Source organism: Candidatus Thermoplasmatota archaeon (assembly GCA_029907305.1).
GTDB lineage: Archaea > Thermoplasmatota > E2 > DHVEG-1 > DHVEG-1 > JARYMC01.
Genome location: JARYMC010000037.1, coordinates 1 through 13,088, shown reverse-complemented (window position 1 = coordinate 13,088; position 13,088 = coordinate 1). Strand labels below are relative to the sequence as shown.

At 36.8% G+C, this 13,088-nt stretch carries 18 protein-coding genes; 7 read left to right on the top strand and 11 right to left on the bottom strand.

All coding sequences use genetic code 11. From position 1 onward, the window contains the following. Nucleotides 1-157: 157 nt before the first annotated feature. Complete coding sequence (locus QHH19_03965; GenBank protein MDH7517480.1) at nt 158-301, bottom strand: hypothetical protein; 144 nt, start codon at nt 299-301, stop codon at nt 158-160. 430 nt (nt 302-731) lie between these two features. Here QHH19_03965 and QHH19_03960 point away from each other — a divergent pair, with 430 nt between their 5' ends. Together QHH19_03960 and QHH19_03955 are read left to right on the top strand one after the other, a co-directional pair. After that, a complete protein-coding gene (locus QHH19_03960) occupies nt 732-1,355 on the top strand; it encodes an N-glycosylase/DNA lyase (GenBank protein MDH7517479.1) in 624 nt (207 codons plus the stop codon). A 22-nt stretch (nt 1,356-1,377) separates the two neighbouring features. Then, nucleotides 1,378-2,556: a permease gene (locus QHH19_03955; GenBank protein ID MDH7517478.1), complete on the top strand. Its 1,179-nt coding sequence runs from the start codon at nt 1,378-1,380 to the stop codon at nt 2,554-2,556. Here QHH19_03955 and QHH19_03950 read toward each other — a convergent pair. Together QHH19_03950 and QHH19_03945 are read right to left on the bottom strand one after the other, a co-directional pair. Next, the gene (locus QHH19_03950; GenBank protein MDH7517477.1) at nt 2,551-3,048 is read right to left on the bottom strand and encodes a M48 family metallopeptidase; all 498 of its coding nucleotides are present in this window, start codon (nt 3,046-3,048) and stop codon (nt 2,551-2,553) included. The genes QHH19_03955 and QHH19_03950 overlap by 6 nt on opposite strands. Before the next feature lie 147 nt (nt 3,049-3,195). After that, the gene (locus QHH19_03945; protein ID MDH7517476.1) at nt 3,196-3,747 is read right to left on the bottom strand and encodes a TATA-box-binding protein; all 552 of its coding nucleotides are present in this window, start codon (nt 3,745-3,747) and stop codon (nt 3,196-3,198) included. A gap of 207 nt (nt 3,748-3,954) precedes the next feature. On the opposite strand from QHH19_03945, the gene QHH19_03940 reads away from it, so the two are divergent. From QHH19_03940 to QHH19_03920, 5 genes are read left to right on the top strand one after another with little or no spacing between them, the layout of a single operon-like run. Then, on the top strand, nt 3,955-5,094 hold the full coding sequence (locus QHH19_03940) for an acyl-CoA dehydrogenase (GenBank protein MDH7517475.1): 1,140 nt from the start codon (nt 3,955-3,957) through the stop codon (nt 5,092-5,094). Nucleotides 5,095-5,152: 58 nt separating this feature from the next. Then, nucleotides 5,153-5,320 carry a nitroreductase family protein gene (locus QHH19_03935; protein MDH7517474.1) on the top strand — a complete coding sequence of 56 codons (168 nt, stop codon included), beginning with the start codon at nt 5,153-5,155 and terminating at the stop codon, nt 5,318-5,320. Nucleotides 5,321-5,372: 52 nt separating this feature from the next. Further along, a complete protein-coding gene (locus QHH19_03930) occupies nt 5,373-5,726 on the top strand; it encodes a nitroreductase family protein (protein MDH7517473.1) in 354 nt (117 codons plus the stop codon). After that, nucleotides 5,726-6,007: a glutaredoxin family protein gene (locus QHH19_03925; protein MDH7517472.1), complete on the top strand. Its 282-nt coding sequence runs from the start codon at nt 5,726-5,728 to the stop codon at nt 6,005-6,007. Before QHH19_03930 ends, QHH19_03925 begins: the two co-directional genes overlap by 1 nt. Continuing rightward, a complete protein-coding gene (locus tag QHH19_03920) occupies nt 6,004-6,495 on the top strand; it encodes a ferredoxin-thioredoxin reductase catalytic domain-containing protein (protein MDH7517471.1) in 492 nt (163 codons plus the stop codon). The genes QHH19_03925 and QHH19_03920 overlap by 4 nt, the downstream gene beginning before the upstream one ends. Before the next feature lie 7 nt (nt 6,496-6,502). Here QHH19_03920 and QHH19_03915 read toward each other — a convergent pair whose 3' ends face one another. From QHH19_03915 to QHH19_03880, 8 genes are all read right to left on the bottom strand, one after another. Then, on the bottom strand, nt 6,503-6,694 hold the full coding sequence (locus QHH19_03915) for a hypothetical protein (GenBank protein MDH7517470.1): 192 nt from the start codon (nt 6,692-6,694) through the stop codon (nt 6,503-6,505). A 17-nt stretch (nt 6,695-6,711) separates the two neighbouring features. Next, nucleotides 6,712-8,319, bottom strand: a complete 1,608-nt coding sequence (locus QHH19_03910; protein ID MDH7517469.1) for a carboxyl transferase domain-containing protein — start codon at nt 8,317-8,319, stop codon at nt 6,712-6,714. An 8-nt stretch (nt 8,320-8,327) separates the two neighbouring features. After that, the gene (locus tag QHH19_03905) at nt 8,328-8,828 is read right to left on the bottom strand and encodes a biotin/lipoyl-binding protein (protein MDH7517468.1); all 501 of its coding nucleotides are present in this window, start codon (nt 8,826-8,828) and stop codon (nt 8,328-8,330) included. Next, the gene (accC, locus tag QHH19_03900) at nt 8,828-10,330 is read right to left on the bottom strand and encodes an acetyl-CoA carboxylase biotin carboxylase subunit (protein MDH7517467.1); all 1,503 of its coding nucleotides are present in this window, start codon (nt 10,328-10,330) and stop codon (nt 8,828-8,830) included. Before accC ends, QHH19_03905 begins: the two co-directional genes overlap by 1 nt. 5 nt (nt 10,331-10,335) lie before the next feature. Next, nucleotides 10,336-11,118, bottom strand: coding sequence for an enoyl-CoA hydratase-related protein (locus tag QHH19_03895; GenBank protein MDH7517466.1), 783 nt, complete (start codon nt 11,116-11,118; stop codon nt 10,336-10,338). A 187-nt stretch (nt 11,119-11,305) separates the two neighbouring features. Further along, nucleotides 11,306-11,491 carry a DUF5652 family protein gene (locus tag QHH19_03890; protein MDH7517465.1) on the bottom strand — a complete coding sequence of 62 codons (186 nt, stop codon included), beginning with the start codon at nt 11,489-11,491 and terminating at the stop codon, nt 11,306-11,308. Nucleotides 11,492-11,794: 303 nt separating this feature from the next. Then, nucleotides 11,795-12,427 (bottom strand): MjaI family restriction endonuclease, encoded by a 633-nt coding sequence (locus tag QHH19_03885; GenBank protein MDH7517464.1) that lies wholly within the window; start codon nt 12,425-12,427, stop codon nt 11,795-11,797. Continuing rightward, nucleotides 12,427-13,088 (bottom strand): DNA methyltransferase (locus tag QHH19_03880; protein ID MDH7517463.1); only part of this gene is annotated, 662 nt, incomplete at its 5' end. The genes QHH19_03880 and QHH19_03885, both read right to left, overlap by 1 nt.

The window sequence follows — 13,088 nt, the reverse complement described above, 5'->3', positions numbered from 1 at the left end:
AAGAGGAAAACTCTCTGTATCCAGGTAAGATAAACAAAACAATTGTTTGACCATCAGAAACACCAAGATGTCTTTTGGGTTTGCCGGTGGTCTTCCCACAGTGTTCGGAGGACGAACTAGGTAAGGATTTGGTTTACTATGCAAGAGTCGTTTCAACCTAATAATACAACGGGTATACTTCCACTTCCTCTGTCCTTTGTATCTCCTCCAAAACCCCCTTCTTATATCTTTTATACTTACGTCTACTATACTTGCTTTTCTTCTTATTTTTCATTTCTTTTGCATCCCATCCTGCTACCATGGAACGGGATGGACGCCATCGTGATATTTTTAAAGTAGTTGCATAATTACAAAACGAGAGACATCCATCTCGTTCAGGTATGCAAAAAAACGATATGGATTCTCTCCCTAAAAACCTAATTTACGGGCAACACTGGACTGACCAAAATGTTTAAATACTGCAATTACATTAACAATTGTTAATAATGGGGTTGTAGGTGGTAAAAAACCAAAAAATTGAGAGGTGAAAAACTACATATCTCAGATTAACAAAGAAAGTGGAGAAGTAGAATCTTCTTAGTGGAGATATAAAAATTATTTTTTTTATATATCCCATCCTTTCCTCCTCTCCTCACCAACCTAGATGTCTCTACTAGATGATTTTACCTTCTCCACCAATCCTTTTTTAAACCAGACCACATTCCAAAAAAAAAAACAACAAACTGATAACCATGCAAAAACTTGTAGAAGAAATAAAATCATTAAAAAACAGCGAAATAGGAAAAACCATAAACAATAGGATAAACGAGTTTAAAGAACTAAACAAAAAATCAGATGAAGAAATTTTCAAAGAACTATGCTTCTGTATATTAACAGCAAACTATAACGCTGAAAAAACCATAAAAATACAAAACGAAATCGGCGAATGTTTTTTAAAAGACCCTGAAGAAACATTAGCAAAAAAACTTAGGGAATATGGTCATAGATACCCAGATACAAGAGCAAAATACATAAAAGAATCATGCAAATCAAAAGACCTGTTAATGAAAGCTATAAAAACAAATAATGGTAACAATTTAAGAGATTGGATTGTAAATAACATTAAAGGTCTCGGATACAAAGAGGCTAGCCATTTCCTTAGGAATATAGGTTTCGATGATTTTGCTATAATAGATTTTCATATAATAGATATACTAGTAAAATATAACCTTATAACTAAACCAAAAACTCTTACGAGGAGAAAATACTTGGAAATTGAGAATATACTAAAAACGCTCGGTGAAAAAACAGATACGACATTAGCTGAACTAGATTTGTATTTATGGTATCTGGAAACAGGGAAAATATTGAAATAAATTTTAATCAAGGTTTGTTAAAATGAGTGAGGACAAAATCGATCCGATTTGTGGGATGAAAGGAACTATACCTGCTCATGGATATTATTTTTGTTCTAATCATTGCATAGAGAAATACGAAAAAGAACACAACATTCAATCAGGAAAATCTTGTCCATCATGTTCTGTTCCTGCTAAAAAATGGTACAAAGAAAGATTCTACATCATGAGTATTATTGTTATTGTCCTCGCGGTGGTTACTTACGTAGTTCCTATATTTAACCCATTTTTTTATGCGCTTAAAGACTATTTTTTGATGATATGGTGGGCTGTTTTAATCGGTTTTCTAGTTGGTGGCATTATAGATTATTTTATCCCCAGGCAATACATAGAGAAATATCTTTCTCGTCATCGTAAAAGAACAGTTATTTACTCTGTGGTTTTTGGTTTTTTTATGAGTGCGTGCTCTCATGGTATCTTAGCTATTGCTATTGAGCTTTATAAAAAAGGGGCGAATACTTCTTCAGTTGTTGCATTTCTACTTGCCTCCCCATGGGCGAACCTACCGATCACCATTCTCCTTTTTGGTTTCTTTGGTTGGAAAGCTCTCTTAATAGTTATGTCTGCTTTAGTTATTGCTGTTATTACTGGTTTGATTTACCAGATACTCGAGCGAAAAGGGATGGTTGAATGTAAACAATGTGTGCATGGTGAAGATAAACCTGTTTTAAATGATTTTTCTATTATTCAAGATGTTAAAAAGAGATGGAAAAACTTCAAATTTACTGGCTATAACATGAGTGAGGCTGCAAAGGGAATATTGCGAGGATCATGGGCTCTTGTTAAGATGGTTATGTGGTGGCTTCTTATTGGAATGCTTATGGCTGCATTTGTGAGAGCCTTGGTTAACACCGGCGTTCTTACCCATGAGATGTTCATGATGTATATGGGGCCATCGTTACTCGGGCTTCTTGTTACTTTGTTCTTTGCTACTATCATCGAAGTTTGCTCAGAAGGTAGCTCACCTCTTGCTTTTGAAATTTATAATCAAACCCATGCATTTGGTAACAGCGTTACTTTCCTGATGGCAGGAGTATCTACAGATGTGACTGAAATAGGGCTTCTATGGAGTAATGTTGGGCGTAAAGCAGCGATTTGGCTACCAATTATAACAGTACCACAAGTGCTTTTGGTTGGTTATCTGTTTAATATACTTTTATAGATCATCATCTTTTTTCATCCCAACTGCTATAAGATAACCCTTTGCCCGTTCAGCATATTTATATTGATTAACTTTTTCCCAGAATTTCTTTGTGTGATTTGGATGCAAAATATGCGCAAGCTCATGAATAATCACATAGTCTTGTACCCATCTTGGCATCTTAGCTAGGCGATCAGATATCCTAATTGACTTTGTTGCAGATGTACAACTACCAAAACGAGTGTTTTGATTTGTGACAAACCTGATAGAAAAATCAAGGGAGCCATTAAAATACAACTTGTTTAACTCCTGAGCGCGTTTAAATAAATCCATGTCATTCAATTGTTTTCTCTTTTTATGTCGCTCACCCCATTTAATCATCTTTTCTATCCATTTTTTCTCTTCATGCTTGGTCATACCACTTGGTAAATATATCAGAAGTTTTTCTTTAACAAATTTTGCTTGGATCGTATTTTTCCTTCTTTTACTACGTATTATCTCTACATCATCCATAATTATAACTGCAATATGTTTTCTGTTTAAATCATTTAAGCGTTTTTTGAATAAAAATGTGGCAAATCTAATTTATCTATTAACTTTTTTTGAAATTTCATTTTTTAGATTTTAGAAAAATATTGCCCAAAGTTAGAAAACATGCTGTTACTTACGTAGAAGCCCTAGCGAAGTTAGTTCCTTTGATAGTTTGTCTACCGCTATTGTTATCTCTTCTATCTTTCTTGCACCCGCGCAGACTATTTTACCAGAGCCAAACAAGAGCATTGCTACCCTTGGTTCCTTTATACGATATACTAGTCCTGGGAACTGTTCTGGTTCATACTCGACGTTTTCTAAACCAAGTGCTACAGCTACCTCACTAAGGTTCAGTTCTCCCCCTACATCAGATGTGGCTACAATATTTTGGATTACAATCTCAGGGTTTTTGTACACTTTTATGCCTATGTTTTCTAGTTTCTCTGCTATTATTTTCACCGTAGTTTTTACATCCTCTATAGTTTTTGCACCAGTACAATTAGCAGCACCACTTCTAAAAAGAAGAGTTGCTGTTTTAGGTTTATCTAGGCGGTATACAAGCCCTGGGAACTGTTCTGGTTCATATTCAGCTTCTTCTAATGATTGTGCTATAACATCTAGATCCAATTTCTCTGCAAATGTTGTAGATGCTACAATATTTTGTACTTTTATTTCTATCATATTTAGTATCACTTTCCATTGTATAATCTTGTGCCACGGTCTAATCAGGTGGCATAACCAGGAATACGTAATATATTATAATAGTTCTCTTATGTGATTTTAGCATAAAATGTCCTTTAGGTTAAGGGTTTTTTTATTATGTTTTATCTGGTTTATTTTACCTAAAGGTTTTTTAGAACCATATTGTATCAGGGGTATGGTGATTTTGTGGATTTCGAGTTGACAGATCAGCAGAAGATGTTTCAGAAGACTATACATGAGTTTGCTGAAAAGGAAATCAAGCCACTTGCTTCTAAAATCGATAAGGAAGAGTATTTTTCTTGGGATCTTATCAAAAAGATGGGTAAGATGGGTCTTATGGGTATGACTGTTCCTAAGAAGTATGGTGGCGCTGGTATAGATCGTGTTAGTTATATGATTGCTCTTGAGGAAATTTCACGTGTTTGTGGTTCTACTGGTATAACTGTTGAGGCTCATAACTCGCTTGGTGTTGGTCATATATATGAGAAGGGTACTGAGGAGCAGCGTAAAAAATATTTACCTAATCTTTTGAATGGTAAAGCTGTTGCTGCTTGGGCATTGACTGAGCCTAATGCTGGTTCTGATGCTGCTTCGATTCAAACCACGGCTGTTCTTGATGGTGACGAGTGGGTGTTGAATGGTACTAAACAGTTTATCACGAGTGGTGATATAGCTGCGGTTGTTACTGTTATGGCTAAGACAGATAAAACCAAAGGTGCAAAAGGTATTAGTGCGTTCATCGTTGAAAAAGGTACACCTGGTTTTAGGGCAGGTCAGATTGAGGATAAGCTTGGTCTTCGTGGTAGTAGAACTGCTGAGCTTATTTTTGAGGATTGTCGTATACCAAAGGAGAATCTTCTTGGTGAGAAGGATATGGGTTTTATTGGTGCTATGAATATTCTTGATCGTGGTAGGACTGCTATTGGTGCAATGGCGGTTGGTATAGCTAGGGGTGCGCTTGAGGAGAGTATTGAGTACGCTAAACAACGTGAGCAATTTGGTAAACCTATTGGGAAAAATCAGGCTATACAGTGGATGATAGCTGATATGGCTACAGAAATCGATGCTGCTCGTCTTCTTGTTTACCGTGCTGCTTACCTTGAGGATCATAATAAACCATTTAGCAAAGAGGCTGCGATGGCTAAATTATTTGCTTCTGAGATTGCTATGCGTGCTACAAGAAATGCTATTCAGATACATGGTGGCTATGGTTATATGCGGGATCGTCCACTTGAAAGGTTCTATAGGGATGTTAAACTCTGTCAGATAGGTGAGGGTACTTCTGAAGTACAAAGAATGGTTATCGCAAGGCGACTAGGTTTATAATAAAATCATATATTAGTCTGATAGATATCTGTTACAAGTATTTCGGGGAGAATTTAGTATGAATGTTAAAGAGGCTATAGTTAAGAGAAGGGCATATAGGTCTTTAGAACCAGTTGAAATCAGCATAGATTTGATAAAAGATCTTGCGGAGTGTGCGCAACTTACCGCTTCTTGTTTTAATAATCAACCATGGCATATGTTTTTGTTTACGATAAAGAGGTTTTAAAAAAGATGCATAAGCATTGTCTCAGGGTAATGAATGGGCGAGAAAAGGATCTATGATTATTGTTGTTCTTGGTAGAAGAGAAGATGATTGTATAATTAGGGATAGGGTTTATTACCAGTTTGATATTGGTATGGCTACTAGTGCAATGATTCTTAGGGCAGCTGAGCTTGGTTTTGTTGCTCATCCTATTGCTGGTTATAGTCCTAAAAAGACTAGGGAGATTCTTGGTATACCTGATAATGTTGATGTTATTGCTCTTGTTATTTTTGGTAGGCGTTCTGATAAGATTGATCCTATTCTTTCTGATAAGCAGGTTGAGGCTGAAAAAGAGAGACCTACTAGGAAGAAGATAGATGAATTTGTATATCTAAATAGATATATCGAAAGAGGGGGGTTAAAAAAATGATAAAATTCGAGCATGTAAAAGGAAAAAACAAAGGCAAAATTTTACTCTACGCTCTAAGCACGTGTATCTGGTGTAAGAAGACAAAAGAATTCCTAGATAAACTTGGGGTTGATTACCAATACATATATGTTGATTTACTAGATGAAGACGACAAAGACAAAGCAATGGAAGATATCAAAAAATGGAACCCATCATGTTCTTTTCCAACAATGGTATTCAACAACAAAAAATGTATAGTGGGATACAAAGAAGATGAAATCAAAGAGGTACTTGGGTTATGAGCGATGAAGTGGATGCTTTTTACGAAAAACTAGATAAAGATGCTAAATCCGCTGGTTACCACCTAAACCCAGATATAGATTTTACAAAAGCACTGATAAAAGGTCTTCTTACAAACGAAAAAAGATACGGTTATCAAGCATGCCCTTGCAGGCTTGCGACCGGTAAAAAATCTGATGATCTTGACATAATATGCCCATGTGATTACCGTGACTCTGATTTAGATGAATACGGGACTTGTTACTGTGGTTTGTATGTCTCTAAAGATGTTGTTGATGGAAAAAAACAGTTTGGTTCAATTCCTGAGCGAAGACCACCTAAAGAGAAGAGAGGTAAGATGGAACAAAAAAAGACAGGAAATGTTTTTACTAATTTGTCTAAACCAGTTTGGAGATGCAAAGTCTGCGGATACCTATGCGCTAGAGATGAACCACCTGAAGTTTGTCCTATCTGCAAAGTGACGAAAGACCGGTTTGAGAGATTTATGTAGAGATTATTTAACCTGCGCGTCCTTCGTCACATGCATCTTCATCCATCATAGGCCTAGCATGTTCAGCGTGCGCAGGTTGTAAACAAACTTCCAAAGGAAGTTTTTTCATTGGTTTACCGCAACACATCGGATTTTTTTTAACTGATATTTTGGTTGTTTTTCCACAGATTTCGCATTTATATGTATCTTCTTTTTTCATTTGATAAACCTCTTCTTTTACATTCTGAATACACCAGGTTTCCAGTCTGGTATAGGTGCGTTTAAAGACGCAGAAATACCTAATCCTAAAACTAATCTTGTGTCAACAGGATCGATGACACCATCATCCCATATACGAGCGGTACTATAGTATGGGTTTCCCTCATGTTCATATTTTTTCAGGATGGGTTCTGTTATCTCTTTTTCTTCTTTCTCAGTCATCTCTTTTCCTTTTCGCCAGAGTTGGTCACGTTTAACAGTTAACAAAACATTAGCTGCTTGTTCACCACCCATGACACTTATGCGTGCGTTTGGCCACATCCAGAGTTGACGTGGCCCATATGCTCTACCGCACATACCGTAGTTACCAGCGCCAAAAGAACCGCCGATGATGACAGTGAATTTTGGTACTTGTGCGCATGTAACAGCTGTAACCATTTTCGCTCCGTCTTTTGCTATGCCACCTGCCTCATATTTTTTGCCGACCATGAAACCAGTTATATTCTGTAGAAAAACTAATGGTATTTTACGTTGACAACATAATTCTATAAAATGTGTTCCCTTTAGAGCAGATTCTGAAAACAGCACACCATTGTTTGCTAGTATACCAACTGGGTAACCCATTATACGTGCGAAACCACAAACCAATGTTTCACCATAAAGGGCTTTGAACTCATGGAACTTAGAACCATCAACGATCCTAGCTATGATCTCACGTACCTCAAAAGGTTTACGTAAATCCCTGGGTATAATACCATATATCTCTTTTATATCATAGAGTGGTTCCTCAGGTTTTGTTACATCAAGGAATGTTTTCTCAGGTCGGTTAAGGTTTTCAACAATATTCCTGGTTATATGAATAGCCTCTAGGTCATCATTGGCATAATGGTCTGTTACGCCACTCTGTTTACAATGTACGTCTGCACCACCTAGTTCCTCAGCGGTAACCTCCTCACCAGTAGCAGCCTTCACCAATGGTGGTCCACCGAGGAAGATGGTACCTGTTCCTTTTACGATCACGGTCTCATCAGACATAGCAGGAACATAAGCCCCACCAGCTGTACAAGAACCCATGACAACAGCTATCTGTGGTATTTGCATTGAAGACATCTTAGCCTGGTTGTAAAAAATTCTACCAAAATGTTCACGATCCGGGAACACTTCGTCTTGCATTGGTAGAAAAGCTCCACCGGAGTCAACAAGATATATACATGGTAGGTTGTTCTCCATTGCTATCTCCTGCGCACGCAGATGCTTCTTGACAGTCATAGGATAATAAGTGCCACCAGTAACAGTTGCATCATTAGCAACAATAACAACCTCACGACCATGAACAATACCAATACCAGTAACAATACCAGCACAAGGTGAATTGTTATCATACATGTCAAAAGCAGCAAGCGGGTTAAACTCCATAAAAGGAGTATCAGGGTCAAGGAGAGCCTCTATACGCTCCCGCACAAGCATCTTATTACGAGACTTATGGAGCTTTATCTTCTCTTCTCCACCACCCTTAGAAACCATAGCGATTTTTTGTTTAAGATCTTTAACAAGTTTCTCATAATGAGCAAAATTTTCTTTGTACTCTTTACTTCCAGTATCAACCCTACTTTCTATAACATCCATAAAAAAAATCAATCCCCCTTACCAGTTTTTACAAGATCAACAGTTGTCTGACCTATCTCAATCTGATCATTCTCTTTGAAATTAACTTTTTTGACCTTACCATCGTATGGTGCTCGTATGAGGTACTCCATCTTCATAGCCTCAATAACCATAATTACATCACCGGCTTTAACCTTGTCACCATTTTTTACTTTCACGCTAACAACCTTACCAGATATAGGCGAGTTTATATCACCCTCTTCTTTCTTCTTTGTTTTTTTACTACCAGTTAGCTCAATTTTTTTGACATTGAAAACATCACCGTCTACAAAAACAAACTTGTCTTTTTCACTCTCAGTTATCACACTTTTTATAATACGATCGCCGAGTTTTATTTTCAATGCACCAGGTTTAACCTCCTCAGCCTGAACAGTATACTCTGTGTTATCATACATTATGAAATAATGATCTCCTCTCCGCTCAACCACCACGTTGTAAACATGATTGTTATGCTCATAATTAATGAACATTATACACCAGCCCCCATCCTCCATCTACCAACATGTTTCCATGGGGAGTGTGGATCAGCTTCTTTGAACCTAACATACTCCTCTCTCTTAGAATGCATAGCATCATAAACAGCTAATGATATAACAGCATCAACTGGTAAACCTTTCTTTGCGATAGTCCAATCCTTGAAATAGTTGTCAATAAAATGGGTTGTTATATTACCTTTTTTAAACTCCTTATGCTCTAAAACTTTTTTCAAAAAAGGTATATTTGTGGTAACACCTAGCACCACATAGTTAGAGAGAGCCCTTATCATCTTATTGATACTATCTTTTCTGTTTTCACTACAAACCACTAGTTTAGCAAGCAATGGATCATAATAAGGTGTGATCTTCATACCAGTCTCGATACCACTGTCGTTCCTAACATTAGGTATGTTTGGTACATCAACTTTCTCTAGGTTGCCAACACTTGGTAGGAAACCATTTGATGGGTCCTCAGCATATATACGGCATTCTATTGCATGTCCACGCTGACTAAGATCCTTTTGTTTTAGTGTAAGCTCTTGACCATCAGCGATACGAAGCTGCCATTTAACCAAATCTATACCAGTGGTCATCTCAGTAATAGGATGCTCAACCTGCAAACGAGTGTTCATCTCCATGAAATAAAAATTCAGGTTACCATCTATCATAAACTCAACGGTACCAGCGTTTGTGTAACCAACCGCCTCAGCAGCCTTAACAGCAGCTTTACCCATTTTTTCACGAAGCTGAGGTGTCATAACAGGTGATGGAGTCTCCTCAATAATCTTCTGATGTCTACGCTGTATGGAACATTCTCTCTCAAACAAATGTATAACGTTACCATGTTCATCAGCTAATACCTGGAACTCAATATGTCTAGGTTTATCCAAGTATTTTTCCAAGAAGACTGTGTCGTTACCAAAAGCAGATTTAGATTCGCGTTTAGCGCTCTCAATAGCTTGTTCTAGTTTTTCTTCGGAATGTACTATCCTCATACCTTTGCCGCCACCACCAGCAGCAGCTTTGACCAAAAGGGGAAAACCGATTTTTTTTCCCTCTTTAACTAATGTAGTATTATCCTGTTTCAGACCATGGTAACCAGGTATAACAGGCACACCTGCTTTTTCCATGATTTTCTTCGCAGCTATCTTATCACCCATCATAGCAATAACCTTTGCAGATGGGCCAATAAACTTTATACCCTTGTCGCTGCAGGCTTGTGGGAAATCAGGGTTCTCAGCTAGGAAACCATAACCTGGGTGAATAGCCTCAGCACCAACAGACTGGGCAGCCTCAATAATCTTGGATATATTCAGATAACTCTCAGACGGCGTAGGATCACCTAGGTTGACTGCTTCATCAGCCAGGTTCACATGGGGCGCATTCGCATCAACATCTGAGTAAACGGCAACAGTTTTAATCCCCATCTCCTGACAACCATGTATCACTCTAACAGCGATCTCACCACGGTTTGCCACAAGAACTTTTTTAAACACCTTGTTTAGCACCCCCATCTAGGTTTTCTTTTCTCCAGAAAAGCGCTTACACCCTCCTGCCCCTCATCTGATACCCTTAGTTCAGCTATTTTTTCAACAGTAAATTTCTTGTAGTTTTTTTCATCCAAATTTTCATAGTTATTTGTAAGTTTTTTGATTTCTTTAACAGCATTTGGCCCAGAGGAACAAACCAGCTCAACATATTTTTTAACAGTCAAATCAAACTCGTTTTCTGGCACAACATAGTCAACTAACCCTATTTCTTTTGCATGGTTAGAATCAAATCTTTCACCTGTTATAAACAGTCGTTTCATGTTAGCAATACCAATGCGTTTCACAACAAATGTTGATATAACAGCTGGTATAAGACCTAGTTTTACTTCACTAAAAGCAAACTTCAGATCAGGTAATGCAACGCTGAGGTCACAAACCGCTATGAGACCTAGTCCTCCACCAAAAGCAGCACCGTTTATACGACCGATAACAGGTTTATCGCAGTTGTAAATAGATTCAAACAGATCTAAGAGTAGTTTACTATCTTTTATGTTCTCTTCTTTTGAATAGCTTATCATGCTTTTCATCCAGTTAAGGTCAGCACCTGAGCAGAAGGATTTGCCGTTACCAGTTAACACAACAGCTCTTACGTTTTCGTCATTGTTTAGTTCTTTAAAAATTAGTGTGAGTTCTTTCATCAGCTGCTCGTTCATAGCATTGTGAACATCAGGTCTGTTAAGAGCAACAGTAACAACATTTTTTTCTCTTCGTGTTTCTATGGTGTTGTATTTCACTTTGCTCCCCCTTAATTTTAATTGATTGTTGTTTGCGATACTAAGGATTATAAATAAATGTTTCTATAAACATTTCTGTTAATTTATTGTTGGTATAATCCCTGCTATATTCGTCTTGTATAGCAAAGACCGAGCAAAAGTGCAACGGTTTTTGCTGAAGGCAGAAATTGGCGAAGAGTTTTGGTCATCACTTCTTCTGGAAGAATTTTAAGTAAATAATTGGTAAAATACCTATAGTATTCAATATAAAAATGGCGATAAACCATTTCAATTGATTATTTCTTCCAGATTTCCATAAAGCAATGCCTTTCCAAATCAATTCCCAAATAATTAGAGGAATTAACCAAATTAAAGTTGATGTTTCAAGTATCATATTAAACATATAGATTACGATTTATTTAAATAATTTGCAATAATGTAATGCCAAACGACATCGGTAACATCATTGACCAAGGTGTGATAATTGAAAACACTGGTAATCCCTCTGTGCATATGCAACATGAAGGTTACATCTTCTCCTTAAAAAAATGTTACCCATCTGACTTGACATTACAAATAACCAAAAATTGAATATAACGTTCCCAGCATAAAAGAGGTCCTGAGCGTTAGCGTAAGGATTTGGGTGAGTGCCATAAGGCAACAAACCTTTTATGCTGTGTTAGGCGAAGCGGTGGCGTCATTTTTCCTTCAATCTCTCAATTTCTTTTCTGATTTCTTCAATAACCGAGGGGTTATGGATAATCTTCTTTTTCCCTTCCTTTACTGAGATAACATAGAATACCTTACCCCCATATTTGGCAGTAAATTTCTCGTGTGTCTTTTTTTGAAATTTTAATTCGTTGATGATTTGGGTAATGTAAGCATATCCTGCTGGTTTAATTTGAAGCCCAATATATTTCTCCTTCACCTTAATGAAGAAATCAACATTGTATCCTCTATCCCATTCATCTGGGGCCGGTTCCACTTTAACACCTAATGCCTCTTGTAATTGCCCATAAATGGTTTGTATTTCAGACTGATAGCCATCGTAGGTTCTACCAATTACCAAATTGATGATAAAATCAATACAATCCTCCTCTGTTATGCTTTCTATTTCTGCTTGACATACTTCAGTTATCTTTATGTATAGCCTTCTCCCAAGTTCTTCCAAATGCTGTTTGGAGTATACATTTTTATAATAATACTCCTCCCAATCCTTCAAGGACTTAGGGGAACATTTTCTTATCAATTCTGAAACTGGACCAACTTTGTTTTTCTTAGTCAGCCCCCACCTCATATTCGCCTGATTTAATATCCATTCTTTTGCCATTATACTCTCCCCCTATAAGTTAAGAATTTAGATTTGTATTTATAATTTTTTGCAACATCCACATCAGCCAAACCATTTTTAATCAAATGGGCATTTAAAAAAGTCTTATTCCATAAATAAAGATAACAAAGCAAGTTGTTTTTCTCATCGTACTTTGTAGTATCGAACTTTATGAATACCTTTTGTCCACAGGTTTTTTCTCTTAAAAATTGAATAGCCTCTCCATTCTTTTCTGGATTCTCTTTTACCCCCAATAACCTGATTTTCAATCCATTATTTAAAATCAAAATTTCTGGTGAGATTATTTCTTTCACAGTATAATATGTTTCTCTTTCAGAATGAGAATTATCTATTTTAGAGCCAAACCTTAATTTTCTGGGGTCAATCTTTTTATCAAATTTTATAGGATCTTTGAAGATATAAGGTAATCTTTTAATCTCTTCTTTAAAGTCTGTTCTCATATCTTCTTGCTTGATTATCTCAAAACTGGTATTTTGAAAAATAGTACTTTGTTTTAGTCCAAGTTTTTCTTTTATGATAGGTAAAAATTCCTCGTTTATTTCATATCCAACTGAGTTTCTATTCAGGTTCTTAGCCGCCAAAGAGGTAGTTCCACTTCCAAGAAATGGGTCAAGCACAGTATCCCTAACAAAACTGAACA